Raw genomic sequence first — 14944 nt, forward strand, 5'->3', positions numbered from 1 at the left:
GTAACGCATCGCGTTACCGGCCCTTCTTTTTTGTTCGGTCAGAGCACGCGCACCGCGCGCAACTCAGAGATCCTGATGGTACTGCACGTACGGCGTGCGCCCCTGATCCGGTTCCGGACCTGCGGCCGGTGTGGGCGCATTGCCCGACGACCAGACGTTCTGTGCACCCACGCTCAACTCGCCGCGCCACGGCAGATGCCAGGTCACGCCCAGGTCGATGGCGGACCAGCGACGATCCGCGTTCAGGCCATTCACGATGGCCGCTTCCGGCTGCATGGTGCGGCCCGTGATCGAGCCACTGAGCGGACCACGATCCACGCCGAAACTCAGTGCTTTCTGATCGACGGCGCCCAGGCCCAGCAGATTGCCCGGCAGCAGACGGATGCGGCCCATGCTGGCACCGAGATCAAAACCACTGCGCGCATCAATATTCACGCGGCCGTGTGCATTGAATTCCGTACTGGAACCAAACGTGCCCAACGGCAGACCCGCGACCGTGGACAAACCCGGCACCACGCGCGGAAGCACGGGACCGGCGGTCGACGGACGGGACGATCCGATGCCCACGCCCACGCTATAAGCGTCGCCACGGAACGTGGCGCCGACTTCGCTGCCTACGATGCGCGGCGGCGCGCCAGGCGTGCTGCAAAGATCAGTGCGGGTGGAAACAGAACTGCCGCAGGCTTCGGTGGAATTGAGCCACTGCTGGCCACTGACTTCGGCATGCGCCTGAATGCGCGGGCCCAGGTCATACTGCAAACCGGAGGAAAACGACGGTCCACTCAGCACGGGGCTCACGGCCAGCGGCGAGAGCGTATCGGGGCGCGAAGAATTGCGAATCGACAACGTGCGGCCATCAGCGGCCTGCCACAACGGCGTGGTGGTGACACCGGGAGTCGAAGGCAGAAGCACCGGCGAAGTCAGCAGACGTGAGCTCTGCGCGTCGTTTCCACCAGACGCAACTTGTCCGGCCGCAGCGAGCGGCAGCATAAGCAGCAATGTGGAGAGCGATCGGCGCATAGGTATCTGTGTCGACAGGAATTGGCTGGCTTCCCCGTTCGTCCCGACCCAGCCCACCGGAACGATTTGAGTGTACCCCGTTTTACGTTTTACTAACACCCCGTGGTTACCACTTCAGGAACGGCGTTTACTGCCGTTTAACGTTCCGGAACGGGCTTCGCCCCAGTCTCGCCGGCTCTGCGACTGCTTGTCAAAAACCATCACCGCAAGCCGCCGTACCCATATAAACTGCCATCAACCCGATCCGGACAGCCGCCAGCGAATGACCATCGCGTCTGAACACAGCACGGCCCTGACAGAGTCCTTTCCGGGGGATGACGAAGCCCTGCACGGGTCGGTGGAACGGCTGTTCCGCGCCCCGGACGCGGAAGCCGTCACTCGCGAATGCCAGACGCTGGCTGCCTGCTTCCTGCCCGACGCCGTTGTTCAATGGCGCGACGGCGAGGTATCGGGACTCGATTCAGGTCCGCACACGCTTATTGAGATGGCCGTGGAACCGCGCACGCTGCGGGTCCTGGAACTGCGCACCGGCGCCACCGAGCGCCACACATGGCAGGACAGCATTGCCTGGGTGGGTCGCCTGGTATCGGGCCGTCTGCGCCAGCTTGCCGAGACGGCGAACCTTTATGAGGCCATCTCGCGCCTGGCGCTGGCCGAACGTCTTCAGCGTGCGCTGTACGCCATTGCCGAGCAGGCAGGCGCCGAGCACAACATGAAAGACATGATGAGCTCGCTCCACAGCATTGTGGGCAGCCTCATGTACGCAGAGAACTTCTTCATCGTGCTGTTCGACGCTCAGGCGCGCACGGTGCGTTTCCCGTATTTCGTCGATTCCCAGGACCCGGACATTCCTGATCCGGAATGCATCCGTCCCATCGACGAAATCGAACACAGCCTCACGTGGTATCTGCTGCACGAGGGTCGACCGATGATGGGCGCCAGCCACGAGCTGGAACGCCAGATTCCCGGCCCGCACCGCCGCGCAGGCCCGCCCAGCGAAGACTGGCTGGGCGTGCCGCTGAAACGTGGCGACGACGTGGTGGGCGCACTGGTCGTGCAGAGTTATCGCGACGACACGCACTACACCGACAACGACCGCGAGCTGCTGACCTACGTGGCCCAGCACGTGCAGACGGCGCTGGAGCGCCGGCAGGCGCACGAAGAACTGGAACGTCGCGTCACCACCCGCACGGCCGCACTGCGCGAAGCCAATCGCGTGCTGCGCCAGCAGGTGTTGCAGCGCCAGCGCGGCGAACGGTTGCAGGCTGCCCTCTTCCGCATCGCCGAACTTGCCAACACGTCCGACAGCATCGAGAACTTCTACGCTGCCGTGCATCGGGTCATCGGCGGCCTGCTGTATGCGCGCAATTTCTATATCGCGCTGCTAAGCGAAGACCAGAGCACCCTCACCTTTCCGTATTCGGTGGATGAAGTGGACGGCTCGCGCGAACCGCGCGAACTCGGCCGTGGCCTCACTGAATTCGTGCTGCGCAATGGCAAGGCGATGCTTGCTGACCGCAGCGAAATAGACAAACTGAACGACGAACAGATTCTCACCACCAGCGGCGCCCGCTCCCTGCACTGGCTGGGTGTGCCGCTCATCTGGAACGAGAAATCCATGGGTGTGCTGGCGGTACAGAGCTATTCGCCCGAGCACACTTACAGCGCGCGCGACCAGGAACTGCTGACCTTCGTCAGCTACCACATCGCCAACGCACTGCAACGCAAATACACCACCGAGTCATTGAAACAGGCTTACGCCAGCCTCGAACGCCGCGTTACCGAACGCACGCGTGCACTGGCTCTGGCCAACCGTGATCTGCGCGAACAGATCGCCGAACGCGAGCGCGTCGAGCGCCGGCTGAAGTATGAAACGCTGCACGACTCGCTGACCGGCCTGCCCAACCGCACGCTGCTCCTGCAACGTCTGGAACAGGCACTCGCGCACTATCAGGAAGACCCGGCATCGCTGTTCGCTGTCCTGTTCATTGACCTGGACCGTTTCAAGGTCATCAACGATTCGGTGGGTCACCTGGTGGGCGACGATCTGCTGTTCCAGGTCGGTGGCCGCATCCGCGCCTGCCTGAAAACACGTGATGTCGTCGCACGCCTGGGCGGCGACGAATTCGCCGTGCTCGTGGAAGGCATCACAGACCCGGCCGCCGCCACGCAGATCGCCGAGCGCATCATCGACCAGTTGCAGACGCCATTCCGCCTGGGTGCAAAAGAAATCTTCACGTCCGCTTCCATCGGCATCGCGTTGCCCACGCCGGAATACACGCGCCCGGAAGAACTGCTCCGCGATGCCGATTCGGCGATGTACCGGGCGAAAGCCGAAGGTCGTCACCGCGCCGCCGTGTTCGATGATCGCCTGCGTCGCGAAGCGCTTTCGCTGCTGGAACTGGAAGGCGACCTGCGCCGCGCGCTCACGCGCAGCGAGTTCGTGCCTTATTACCAGCCCATCGTGGAACTTGCCGAGAATCGCGTCGTTGGCTATGAGGCGCTGCTGCGCTGGCGCCATCCGGAACGCGGCCTGCTTTCGCCTGCCGATTTCCTTGCCGTTGCCGAAGATACCGGCTGCGCGGAAGCCATCGACTGGCAGATTTTCCAGCAGGTGTTCGTCCAGGCGCGCGCGCTTGCCCGCGATGAGGGATTCATCAGCATCAACGTGTCCGGCAGCCATTTCCGCTCACCGGACCTGGATCAGCGGCTGCTCGACCTGCTGGCCGAACACGACGTGCCCGCACGCCTCATCCGTGTGGAAGTCACCGAGCGCGCGCTTCTGGAAAACCCGGCACAGGTGAAGCGCATGCTGGACAACCTGCGCGCCCACGGCGTGGGCATCGCGCTGGACGACTTCGGCACCGGCTACTCGTCACTGAGCTATCTGCATCAGTATCCGATTGAAACCCTGAAGATCGACCGCTCATTCGTGGTCGAGCTGCCCGATGAGGGTGAGGGTCACAGCACGGCGGTCGTCCGGGCGATCCAGGCGCTGGCCAATTCGCTGCGCATGCAGGTCATTGCCGAAGGCATCGAAACGGAAGCGCAGAAGGCCGCGCTGCAACGCGTGGGTTGCCGCTTTGGCCAGGGCTTCCTGTTTGCCCAGCCTGCGCCAGCCACCAAATGGTTGCGCGCCCCACTCAGCCTGAGCCTGTGAAACGCGCGACCGTCTGAGGTTTATTGCAGCGTGCCCGGGTTTTCCGACGGATCGGCACTGAGCAGGACTTCGGCATCCACACGGTCAAACACGTAGCGGGCAGCGCAGAACTCGCAGACCACCTCGATCTCGCCTTCGCGCTGATCCAGCGTGGATTCGATTTCCTGCCGGCCCAGCGAACGCAGCATCGTACCCACGCGCTCACGTGAGCACGTGCAGCCGAACGCCACTTCACGCGGTTCGTACAGGCGCACGGTTTCTTCGTGGTACAGCCGGTAAAGCAGTTCCTCCGGATGCGTGCCCAGCATTTCGGACGATTCCAGCGTAGCGGTCAGCGCGCGCACGCGATCCCAGGCATCTGCGTCGTCTTCGGCCGCGCTATGGCCACCTTCGCCGGGAATCGGCTGCAACATGAGGCCCACCGCCTGATCGCCATCCGCCGCAAGCAGGATGCGGGCGGGCAACTGCTCGGATCGTTCAAAGTAGCCTTCAATGGCATCGGCAACCGACCCGGCATCCAGATCCACCACGCCCTGATAACGGCCGCGCTCAGGGTGACCGATGGTGATGGCCATCATCGCGGCGGGCAGGTCCTTGAGGTCCAGCGGGGTCGGCAGGTCGCCCTCCCAGCGGGCGATGCCGCGCAGCCGGCCCTTGTCGGTGCACTCGGCGAACATCAGACGCAACGGGCCATCGCTGCGGAATTCGAGCGACAGCGAACCTTCAAACTTGATATTGCCGGTCAGCAGCGCGCTCGCGGCCATGGACTGGCCCAGAAGGTCACGCAACTGATCGGGGTAGTCCGCGCGCGATGAGATTTCGCGCCAGCTCTCGCCAAGGCGCACCAGCACGCCACGCACGCCGGCACGCTCCAGCATGAAGCGGTGCAGCACGTCGTTGACGGGTACCTGTTGGACGATGGGCTCAATCACGATAGTTCTCCAGGGCAAGCCGCGGAAGATGGGGGCTGAGCAACACGGGAGCAAGAGCGCCCCCGTATACTGCCGCATCCGCCCCCATACCGACACCATGAGCCACGAGACCCGCTCGATTGCCCGCCGCATTGCCCGATGGCTCGCCATTCTCGCCGTGTCCTGGCTGGCCCTGAGCTGCCTGATGGTGCTGGTGCTCCGGTTTGTGCCGCCCTGGACCAGCGCCACCATGATGGAACGGCGCGTGGAAGCCACCTTCTCGGGCGAGAAAGACTTTCACCTGCGCTACCGCTGGGTGCCGTGGTCGGCCGTGACACCTCAGGTGCCGCTGGCCATGGTGGCTGCGGAGGATCAGAAATTCCCTTTCCATCACGGATTTGACGTCGACGCGATCCAGGATGCGCTGGACGCGGCGGATGAGGGCAAGCGCCTGCGCGGCGCCAGCACCATCAGCCAGCAGGTGTCGAAGAACCTGTTCCTCTGGAACGGCCGCAGCTTTGTCCGTAAAGGGCTGGAAGCGTGGTTCACGGTGCTGATCGAAGCGCTTTGGCCCAAGCAGCGCATCCTTGAGGTGTACATGAACATCGCCGAGCTGGGCGATGGCGTGTACGGCGTAGGCGCCGCCAGCGACACCCTTCTGCATGCCTCACCCGCGCAACTTTCGCCCACGCAGGCCGCGCGTCTGGCCGCCGTGCTGCCCAATCCCAAAAAGCTGCGGGTCGATGCACCCAGTGCTTATGTTCAGCGGCGCACCGCCTGGATTCTTCAACAGATGGCGCATCTGGGGGGCACCGACTATGTTACCCGCCGTCCCGCTCCACGCCCCCGGTAAAGGCCCGCCATGCAGTCGCTGACCGTCGTCGTACCCGCGTATAACGAAGCCGCCGTACTTCCCGCTTTCCATCAGCGCATCATGGCGGTCCTCGACGCGTTGCCGCTTGCCGGCCGCGTGCTTTATGTAGACGACGGCAGTGCGGACAACACCTGGTCCATGATCGACGCGCTGGCTGCTGCTGATCCGCGGGTCACGGCGCTGAAGCTTTCGCGCAACTTCGGCAAAGAAGCCGCCATGACCGCCGGACTGGATCGCGCAGACGCCGATGCCGTGGTGGTGATTGACGCCGATCTCCAGGACCCTCCCGAGCTCATTCCGGCATTGCTTGAGCGCGCCCGCGAAGGCTACGACGTGGTTTACGCCACCCGCGCCGAGCGCGACGGCGAATCCCGCGTGAAACGATTCACTTCTGCCGCGTTCTATCGCGTGATGGAACGGCTGTCCGATACGCCCGTTCCCCGCGACACAGGCGACTTCCGCCTGATGTCACGCCGGGCCGTGCTTGCCCTGCGCTCGCTGCGCGAACGGCAGCGCTTCATGAAGGGCCTGTTTGCCTGGGTCGGCTATCGGCAGACCGCCGTCATCTATCGTCGCGATGCGCGCGCAGCGGGCCAGACCAAATGGAACTATTGGCGCCTGACCAATCTGGCCATTGAAGGCCTGACGTCGTTTTCCACCGCACCGCTGCGCCTGGCCACCTGGGTGGGCATGTCAGCAGCGCTTCTGGCGTTCATTTACGCCATCTGGGTGCTGCTGAAGGTGCTGGTGTGGGGCGACCCGGTGCGCGGCTATCCCACGCTGATGGTCGTGATCCTGTTTCTCGGAGGCGCCCAGCTGATGGCGCTCGGCGTCATCGGGGAATATGTGGGCCGCACCTATTCAGAAAGCAAACAGCGCCCGATCTACTTCATCGACGAAGAGCGCGGCTGAAAGCATCCATTTTTCACCTGATTGTTACCCTGCCCACGCCCGCCAGCGGTAGACTCGCCACGACAGCGTTTCCAAGACCGTCTCGGGAGGGAAGCAATGCGCCAGGTGAAACATCTGCTGGAAACCAAGGGCAGCGGGGTGTACTCCATCGCTCCGGATGCCCCCGTACTGGATGCAGTCCGCCGCATGGCGGAACACGGCGTCGGCGCACTGCTGGTGCTGCGCGGCGAGCAATTGGCCGGCATCATTTCCGAGCGCGATTACGCGCGCAAAGTCATCCTGAAAGACCGCTCATCGGCTAACACGCCGGTGGCCGACATCATGACTTCCTCGGTTCTGACCGTGGACCGTGATGCGTCGGTAGAAGACTGCATGCGACTTTGCACCGACAGCCACATCCGCCACCTCCCCGTGGTGGACGGCGAGCGGGTCATCGGGGTCATCTCCATTGGTGACCTGGTCAAGGCGGTGATCGACGAGCAGGCCGAACAGATCGGCCAGTTGCAACGCTATATCGCTAGCTGAGGTCGTCTTCCGGTTCGAGGTCGGGCGCACGCGACGCGCGGTGCGCCACGACCGTGGCCAGACCCGACAGCGCCGCGCAGATAAGCCCCAGGCCGGCGATGGTCACGCCGAAGCCGCGCAGTATCTGCAATCCGCTGGTGATCACCATGTCGCCGAAGCGCCAGACGGTTGTCTCGATGAAATTCTTGCCCTTGTAGCGCGCTTCACGGGGCATGCGTGTGTACAGCGCATCGGACGCCGGCTTGGTCATGCCATAAGTCAGGCCGCGCGTGCTGATCTGCACGATTGTCAGCAAAGAGACGGAAAAGCCCAGCATCGCCAGATCCGGCGTGCCGAACATGGCGACCATGCCCAGCAGGATGAAATTCACCACTGAAGGCAGCACCAGTCCCCACCCGGCACCGAAGCGCCGCAGGATATAGGGCGTCAGCGTCAGCTGAAGACCTGCACCCAGCACGTTGATCGCAAGATCCAGATGCGCATAGAAGGCCGTGCGCGCCTCTTTCATCGGGTAGTGCGTCTGGGTGTAGTCGGCCATCAGGGCGTAGGCCATGGTCGCGATGCCGTCGCTCAACAGCATCAGCAGCGCCATGTTGCGAAGGAAGGGCTTGCGCCACGCCGACTTCACACCTTCAAGCAACGAGCCGCCAATCGCGTTCTGCTCGCTGGCATGCGCACCGGAAGCTTCGTCGTCCCGGGCCAGCACCAGCAGAAGCACCAGTGCCAGCAACAACACGAATGCGGACACTACCAGCAACGGCGCGACACCGATGCTCGCCACCAGCGCTGAGGTGAGTGTGGGGCCGAACAGCGCACCGCCCATGCCGCCCAGCGCGATCAGCGAAAACAGCCGGCGTGCCTGCCCGCTGTCGTAAATATCTGCCATGAAGCTCCAGAACAGCGACACGACAAACAGGTTGAACACGCTGACCCAGACGAAAAACACGTTGCCCAATACGCGCGCGCCAATCTGATCCTGATGGACGAAGGCGGGCACAAAAGCGGCAAGGCACGCGGCAAAAAACACGTAACTGACGACCAGCACCCGTCGCCGCGCGAAGCGCGACACCACCCAGCCGAACACGGGCGTCAGCAATAGCATCACCACCAGGGTGATGGCGTAGAAACCGGGAAGCCCCGCCGATCCGACCGCACCGCTCAGCTGATCGCGCACCGGGCGAATGATGTAGTACGAGGTCATCACGAAGAAAAACGCGAGGGCCGAGAGCGTCAGCGAGCGACCCTCCCCTGAGGCGACTTGTCGACGTGCGTTCACGTGAGGTCCGGTAGATAAGGAAGGCGCATGGCGCGCAAAGCCTAGCATGCTGCACCCGCACACGCGCACGCACGCAAAGGCACTCGCCCCGTGCGTGAAAATGCCCGGTTCAGCGCGTTGTGGGTAATGACGAAGTAAAAGACAATGGCCGGGACCACGATCAGCAGTACGATCACGGGTCACCCGGATTCCCTACCGCGGCGTGCCCCCACGCCACCGTGCCGCGAGAACAGCATGTCGTTTCGTTTTACTTCCCTGCTTGCCATTGCTTTCCCCTGTGCGCTCGCCGCTTCGCCAGCGCCGCCCGTTGCTCCTCCGCCGGCGAAGCCTCCGGTCGTTCACGCAGATCCGCAAGCGCAGCACCTTCCTCCGGAACGCGTGCGCGCCACCATCGAGAACTACAAGCGATGGCTCGACGAGGTGGAGGCGCGCGATGGTGCGCCTGCCCTGGTCACAGCCGTGATCGTCGATGACAAAGTGGTTTATGAACGCGCCATCGGCTATGCGAACGCAAAAACCCGCGAACCGGCCACGCCCGAAACGGTCTTCCGCCTCGCTTCGCTGTCCAAGGCATTCGCCACCGGTGTCACCGCGGTGCTGGTGCGTACCGGTGCGCTGAGCTGGGATACCAAGCTCATCGACACCATTCCGTACTTCAAGCTCAAGGACATGCAGGCGGCCCAGCAAGCCACCGTGCGCGACATCCTGGGCCAGCGCCTTGGCCTGCCGCGCAACACGTACGACGCGATGCTGGAAGCGGATGCCCCGTACGAAGAATTGGTGCGCAAGCTCGATGAGGTGGACCTGTCCTGCAACGTGGGCCAGTGCTACGGATATCAGAACGTCGCCTTCAGCATGATTGGCGATGTGATCTACGCCACCACGGGCGATTATTTCTTCCGCCAGGTGGAGCGCCGCATCTTCCAGCCGCTGGGCATGACCACGGCCAGCTACGGACGCGACGCACTGGAAGCCAGCAAGAGCTGGGCACGCCCGCATCGCGGCGGCCCGCACAACTGGATTCCCTACGAGCCCAACGACAGCTACTACCGCGTCGCTCCTGCGGCGGGCGTCAACGCCAGCCTGCGCGACATGGAGCAGTGGCTGATGGCGCAGATGGGTGCACGCCCCGACGTGCTGCCAACGCCCTCACTGGACGTCCTGCACGCTCCTGAGGTGGCCACGCCGTCCGAAGAGCGGTCACTGCCCTGGCGTCGTGCGCGCGTTACCGACGCGCACTACGCGCTCGGCTGGCGCGTGTTCAAGTACGACAACGAAACCCTGATCTATCACGCAGGCGCCGTGTCCGGCTATCGCACCATGATCGGCTTCTTCCCGAAGTACCACGCGGGCGTGGTCACGATGTGGAATGCCGCCAGCCCGATGCCGGCCGGCCTGATGCCCATGGTTTTCGACAGCATGCTCGATCTTCCGCATGTGGACTGGGCTGGCGTGGAAAGCGCGGCGCCCGCAGTGCATGCCGCACCGGTTAAGGCGGCAAAGGGCAGCAAGGCTGCCGCGAAGCCTGCCGCCACCAAATCGAAGAAAGCCGCCCCGGCCAAGGCAGCCGCAAAGACGCCCGCCAAAGCTCCGGCAAAAGCAAAGACACCTGCCAAGAAGAAGAAAACCACACCAGCGACGCCGTGAGTTGAGCTCGCAGGCAAGCTCGCGACAAGGCACCTGCCAGACACTCAAAAAGAAGGCGCCCGACGGGGGCGCCTTCCTTCTGCGACGGCCTTACCGTCCCAGGTTGAACAGAATCCGTCGCCGCAACGTCACCGGCATGGGCTCGCCGTTGCGCATCGCAGGCTTGAACTCCCAACGCCCCACCGCATCCAGCGCCGCGCGATCAAACACGTGCTTGGGCTGCGAGTCCACCACCGTCACATTCGACACCGCACCCTGCGTGTCCACGGTCAGCTCGACGTCCACCCAGCCTTCCTGGTTGGAACGCATGGCTGCCGTCGGGTAGCGAGGGCGAATCTGCTTGGTAAGCACCGCGTCACTGATGGCATCGGAATCAGGCGCCGCCGCGGGGCGCGCTGCTACCGGCTTGGCAGCCGGTGCCGTCACCGCAGCCGATGCCTGCTGCTGTGCAGCCAGACGCGCCGCCTGCTCATGCGCTGCCTGCTGACGCTGGGTTTCTGCCAGCTGATCAGCGGCCTGCTGCCTGGCTGCCGCTGCGGCATTCTGCGCAACCAGTTGCTGCTGCTTCTGCTGGTCCACTGCTGCCTGCTGCTCACGGTCCAGCGTCTTGCGCTGGGCATCGAGCTTCGAGCGAAGAATGGTCAGCGTGTAATTTTCCGGATCGGCCTTGGCCAGCAGGTCAATCTCGCGCTGAGCTTCAGGGAAGTCACGCTGGTTGATCGTCTGCTCCGCCGCGGTGGCGCCGAAGGGAAAGGTTTCACGCAGGGCATCCGCTGCCACCGGGTGACCTGGCTGCTTCTCCAGCACCTTCATGTAGAACTCGAAAGCGTTGTTGCCAGCCGGCGCGACGAGGCGCTGCTCGTTCATCGCCTTGCGGGCTTCGGCCAGAAGCTGGTCCACGCTGAGCGATTCCACGTTGGCGATGGGAGCCGCCGCTTTCTCCGAGCCTGCGGCCGGTGCCGATGCGCCGACGGGAGTAACCGCCTGCGTCGCATCGCGATACGGCTTGACGATCAGGAACCAGGCAGCGACGGAGAGCGCCACAACGATGGCTAGCACCGCCAGAACAACGGGACTGACGGCCCCGCGCACGCTCGCGCGTGCCGGAATACGGGTTTGGGTTGGCATGATCGCTCGCTACAGAAGATTCTTCGATACGCGCGCCCCCTGATGGCTTGAAGCGGCAGACCCCCCGTCTTCCGCAGCGCGATGTCATGGAAAGGTAACTGCAATATGCCTACGGGTCCAGCGATGGGGACTAGGAGCTTTTCGGATCACCTGCCCCATAAACGAAGAACCCCGGCCGGGGCCGGGGTCAAGTCTTCGAGTGTCTCCCCGCGCTGGGCACCGCAGGGAGATAATTCGAAACGACAGCTTTTCTTATATGGGTGACGCTTACTTCTTGACCTTGGCGGTCTTGGTAGCGCGAACAACCTTGGCGGCGGCGACCTTCTTGGTAGCAGCCTTGCGCGGAGCAGCCTTGCGGGCCGTGACCTTGCGGGTGGCAGCCTTCTTGACGGCCTTCTTCACAGCCTTCTTGGCTGCAACCTTCTTCACGGGTGCCTTGCGGGCAACCTTCTTTACAGCAGCCTTCTTCGCGGCGGCCTTCTTGACCGGCGACTTGCGGGCTACGGTCTTCTTGGCAGTGGCTTTGCGGGCACCGGTACCGGCTGCCTTCTTGGCGACCGGCTTACGGGTCGTTGCCTTCTTTGCGGCGACCTTCTTCGTGGCGGCCTTCTTCACCGCAGTCTTGCGGGTGGCCTTCTTGGCCGCGGCTTTCTTGACAGCAACTTTCTTAATTGTGGCCATAGTTCTTCTCAGCTCCTCATCAGTTGGCAGTGGTTGCCCAGTAAAAGCGTGGAGGAACGCTTCGACCAGCAGATCGCTGTTCGTAGCGTGCCTCAAATTGTTCACCTGGCGGCGAGTGCGTTCATCGGAAAGCAGACGCAACACGTGAAGCGGAATCGAGACAGTGATCTTGCGTACCGCTCCCGCTTTAGAACCGTGCTCGACATACGGCCTGATGAATTTTCCCATTCCCATATCACCCGTTCCCCGTCAATTGACGCAAAAGCTATTCCTGAACATACCCGCTGTCAATAAATTTTGGCCATGAAATGAAGGCCTTGCGGGCGGTTTAATGCGCGTCCTCATTACCTTCAAGGGCGCTGCCTGAGGTATCAACGACACCTCGATAATCATTTGGATGTCTAAAGAATCAACAGCAACTCACCGCCACTGATGCAGCAAACACCTTAAATAAAGCTATTTCTGAACACGCGGCGAAAAAGCCTGTTTGCCGCACATGCGTTTGCGCATCGCCGCCAACACGGGCGCGAAGGCACCCGCGAGGGGCGCGTTGCGGGCATGAACGGTAGTCGACTGGGGCGAAAAAAAATTTCTCCGAGCCACCCTTTCAGACCACCCCAAACGCCCCTGAAGGTCATCGAAGCGACAGATGCCGGTCGGCGCGTGGGCAAAAAAAGATGCCGGTCGCGAACGACCGGCATCGGGTGTTCGTACTTCAAAATGAATCAGTGATCTTCGCTTTCGAGCAACTCGGCATATGCGTCGGCATCGAGAAGATCATCGAGCTCCACCTTGTCGCTCATTTCGATCTTGTAGATCCAGCCGGCGCCCCACGCATCTTCGTTGATGGTTTCCGGCTTGTCGTTCAGCATCTCGTTGATACCGACGATCGTGCCGGAGACCGGTGCGTAGATATCGGACGCAGCCTTCACCGACTCAACCACCGCGATGCCAGCGCCAGCTTTAACGTCAGAGCCCATTTCCGGCAACTCAACGTAGACAAGATCGCCGAGCAGCTCTTGCGCGTGGTCGGAGATACCCACGGTGACGGTCTTGCCATCGTCTTCGATGCGGACCCACTCATGGGATTTCAGAAATTTCAGCTCGCCGGGAATCTCACTCATGGGGGTCTCCAGGGGTGTGGTGTTTTGTGTGGGTGAATCCAATTATGGCGCGTAGTGTACTGGAGCGGGCGAAGATCGAAAGTGCATGCGCCTTTGAGAGAGGCCACCTGCGTCAAAAGTGCCCTCGTGAGGGAGACGACAAGCCACCCTGGTCCATTGCCCTCCGCTCGGGCAGTCCCTCCCCGGGCACCGTTACCAGTGGACGACTACGTCAACGTCATCCGTGAAGCGGCAGGTCCGCAGACATCCCGGACAGATACCCACGGTCTGCGCGCATAACCTTACGACCGCCACTACAACCTACATCCGCAGTGGCGTCACAGCGCCTCCCCTTAAGTGCGCCCACCTCATCGGCCAAGGAATGACCCATGAACAAAACCCTCCGTCGCTCGCTTCTCGCAGCGGCACTTTCCCTCGTTCTCTCGCCCGCAGCGTTTGCAGCCGAGTCGACCCACCTGGACAACTCGCCCGCCTCGGTGACCGGCCGCGAGATCGCCAAATCACTCGCCGTTCTTATGAAAGATCCGGACTTCCAGCAGGCCTTCCGCGAGCGCCTGGCCTCCGGTCCCGTGCAGCTGCACGAAGTGCTGTCGCTGTACGAAGAACGCCACGGCGGGTTCGGGAACGGCGAGATGGGAGCCGTCCATGGAGGTAACACTGCTGCCGGTACCGGCGGCTTACATGGCGGCAACAGTGCTGGCGGCTTTCAGGGGGGCAATGGCCCTGTCAGCACCGGCGGCATCCGCGGCGGTAATGCAATCGCCACCGAACTGCGCGCACTGGACAAGTTGATGCTTGAGCGCAAAGGACTGGCAGACGTGCTGCCGGGCGCCTTTGAAATTCGCCTGCACATTCCGGACGGCGTGAACGGCATACCGAGCATCGCCGGGCTGCCCGTTGCCGCCGCACCCCACGGCCACGTGGACGACCAGACGGAATACGCCGCCTACGATACCTACGGCAATGAGACATATCTCAACGCCAACGCCGACATCACCGCACCGCTCCTGATCGTGGACATCAACGGCAAGGAAACGGTGCGCGCGGGCATGGAGGTCATGACCGACATCCTTCGTGCCAACGGCCTGTCCCATGCGGCCCCTGCGCGCCGCACGACGGCACGCGCTGCCAGCACCACTGACCCGCGCAACAGCGATCTCACGATCCTGAGGAAGATCCGTCTCCAGAAGGATCACGAGCCCGCCTCGAAAGGCCCGGCTGAAATCTTCGCGCTGGTGTCGGGCATCAACAAGAACGTGGACGGGGCGGAGGTCATGCCGGTCAACCTGCCGTGGCTGCAACACGACAAGACGGTGTACCAGCCGAACATGCCCATTGTGTACTGGTCCAACTTCGCGCTGGATGCCGTGAACATCCAGCTGATGGAGGACGACGGCAACCTCAACTTCAAGGACTTTGCCCAGGCGCTGGCCAAGTCGGTGACGGCGGGTCTGGTGCTCAACCCGATCACGGCACCGTTCGCACCCATCGGCGCGATTGCCGACAAGATCATCGAATCGCTGCCCACCGGCCTGTTTGGCCCGACGACCGATTATGTCGACACGTTCTATAACGTGCGGCGCTACAAGACCTACAACAACCTGCCCGGCTCGGTCGTCCTGAAGGAAACCGGTGGCCCCAACGGCGTGGCCACATTTGATTACGAGGCCAACTGATACACAGGCC

The 14944-nt window shown here is 62.8% G+C and carries 12 protein-coding genes; 6 read left to right on the forward strand and 6 right to left on the reverse strand.

Annotated features, from left to right (window positions below; genetic code table 11):
- Positions 1–63: 63 nt before the first annotated feature.
- On the reverse strand, positions 64–1020 hold the full coding sequence (locus FHW69_RS02075; RefSeq protein WP_183421353.1) for a hypothetical protein: 957 nt from the start codon (positions 1018–1020) through the stop codon (positions 64–66).
- Between the two features lie 262 nt (positions 1021–1282).
- On the opposite strand from FHW69_RS02075, the gene FHW69_RS02080 reads away from it, so the two are divergent.
- Entirely contained in the window at positions 1283–4180 is a 2898-nt protein-coding gene (locus FHW69_RS02080) for an EAL domain-containing protein (RefSeq protein ID WP_183421354.1), read from the forward strand.
- Between the two features lie 20 nt (positions 4181–4200).
- Here the strand turns inward: FHW69_RS02080 and FHW69_RS02085 are convergent, their stop codons facing one another.
- Positions 4201–5112, reverse strand: a complete 912-nt coding sequence (locus tag FHW69_RS02085; protein ID WP_343203945.1) for an Hsp33 family molecular chaperone HslO — start codon at positions 5110–5112, stop codon at positions 4201–4203.
- 97 nt (positions 5113–5209) lie between these two features.
- Here FHW69_RS02085 and mtgA point away from each other — a divergent pair, with 97 nt between their 5' ends.
- From mtgA to FHW69_RS02100, 3 genes are all read left to right on the forward strand, one after another.
- The gene (mtgA, locus tag FHW69_RS02090) at positions 5210–5944 is read left to right on the forward strand and encodes a monofunctional biosynthetic peptidoglycan transglycosylase (protein ID WP_183421356.1); all 735 of its coding nucleotides are present in this window, start codon (positions 5210–5212) and stop codon (positions 5942–5944) included.
- 9 nt (positions 5945–5953) lie between these two features.
- Positions 5954–6877, forward strand: a complete 924-nt coding sequence (locus FHW69_RS02095) for a glycosyltransferase family 2 protein (RefSeq protein ID WP_183421357.1) — start codon at positions 5954–5956, stop codon at positions 6875–6877.
- Between the two features lie 96 nt (positions 6878–6973).
- Complete coding sequence (locus FHW69_RS02100) at positions 6974–7402, forward strand: CBS domain-containing protein (RefSeq protein ID WP_183421358.1); 429 nt, start codon at positions 6974–6976, stop codon at positions 7400–7402.
- On the opposite strand, the gene FHW69_RS02105 is transcribed toward FHW69_RS02100, so the two are convergent.
- On the reverse strand, positions 7395–8678 hold the full coding sequence (locus FHW69_RS02105; RefSeq protein WP_343203946.1) for an MFS transporter: 1284 nt from the start codon (positions 8676–8678) through the stop codon (positions 7395–7397). The genes FHW69_RS02100 and FHW69_RS02105 overlap by 8 nt on opposite strands.
- Before the next feature lie 234 nt (positions 8679–8912).
- On the opposite strand from FHW69_RS02105, the gene FHW69_RS02110 reads away from it, so the two are divergent.
- Positions 8913–10325, forward strand: coding sequence for a serine hydrolase domain-containing protein (locus FHW69_RS02110; protein WP_183421360.1), 1413 nt, complete (start codon positions 8913–8915; stop codon positions 10323–10325).
- A 90-nt stretch (positions 10326–10415) separates the two neighbouring features.
- Here the strand turns inward: FHW69_RS02110 and FHW69_RS02115 are convergent, their stop codons facing one another.
- From FHW69_RS02115 to gcvH, 3 genes are all read right to left on the reverse strand, one after another.
- On the reverse strand, positions 10416–11453 hold the full coding sequence (locus FHW69_RS02115) for an energy transducer TonB (RefSeq protein WP_183421361.1): 1038 nt from the start codon (positions 11451–11453) through the stop codon (positions 10416–10418).
- Between the two features lie 267 nt (positions 11454–11720).
- The gene (gene metJ, locus FHW69_RS19175; protein ID WP_343203947.1) at positions 11721–12362 is read right to left on the reverse strand and encodes a met regulon transcriptional regulator MetJ; all 642 of its coding nucleotides are present in this window, start codon (positions 12360–12362) and stop codon (positions 11721–11723) included.
- A gap of 497 nt (positions 12363–12859) precedes the next feature.
- Positions 12860–13258 carry a glycine cleavage system protein GcvH gene (gene gcvH, locus FHW69_RS02125; RefSeq protein WP_183421363.1) on the reverse strand — a complete coding sequence of 133 codons (399 nt, stop codon included), beginning with the start codon at positions 13256–13258 and terminating at the stop codon, positions 12860–12862.
- A 368-nt stretch (positions 13259–13626) separates the two neighbouring features.
- On the opposite strand from gcvH, the gene FHW69_RS02130 reads away from it, so the two are divergent.
- Positions 13627–14934 carry a DUF3103 family protein gene (locus tag FHW69_RS02130; RefSeq protein WP_183421364.1) on the forward strand — a complete coding sequence of 436 codons (1308 nt, stop codon included), beginning with the start codon at positions 13627–13629 and terminating at the stop codon, positions 14932–14934.
- Positions 14935–14944 lie beyond the last annotated feature (10 nt).

The organism is Luteibacter sp. Sphag1AF (genome assembly GCF_014192715.1).
In the GTDB taxonomy this organism is placed as follows: Bacteria; Pseudomonadota; Gammaproteobacteria; order Xanthomonadales; family Rhodanobacteraceae; genus Luteibacter.

Coding starts and splice junctions, on each gene's coding strand:
- FHW69_RS02130 (WP_183421364.1), top strand. CDS start 13,627: ATGAACAAAACCCTCCGTCGCTCGCTTCTCGCAGCGGCACTTTCCCTC.
- mtgA (WP_183421356.1), top strand. CDS start 5,210: ATGAGCCACGAGACCCGCTCGATTGCCCGCCGCATTGCCCGATGGCTC.
- gcvH (WP_183421363.1), bottom strand. CDS start 13,258: ATGAGTGAGATTCCCGGCGAGCTGAAATTTCTGAAATCCCATGAGTGG.
- FHW69_RS02075 (WP_183421353.1), bottom strand. CDS start 1,020: ATGCGCCGATCGCTCTCCACATTGCTGCTTATGCTGCCGCTCGCTGCG.
- FHW69_RS02110 (WP_183421360.1), top strand. CDS start 8,913: ATGTCGTTTCGTTTTACTTCCCTGCTTGCCATTGCTTTCCCCTGTGCG.
- FHW69_RS02100 (WP_183421358.1), top strand. CDS start 6,974: ATGCGCCAGGTGAAACATCTGCTGGAAACCAAGGGCAGCGGGGTGTAC.
- FHW69_RS02080 (WP_183421354.1), top strand. CDS start 1,283: ATGACCATCGCGTCTGAACACAGCACGGCCCTGACAGAGTCCTTTCCG.
- metJ (WP_343203947.1), bottom strand. CDS start 12,362: ATGGGAAAATTCATCAGGCCGTATGTCGAGCACGGTTCTAAAGCGGGA.
- FHW69_RS02095 (WP_183421357.1), top strand. CDS start 5,954: ATGCAGTCGCTGACCGTCGTCGTACCCGCGTATAACGAAGCCGCCGTA.
- FHW69_RS02115 (WP_183421361.1), bottom strand. CDS start 11,453: ATGCCAACCCAAACCCGTATTCCGGCACGCGCGAGCGTGCGCGGGGCC.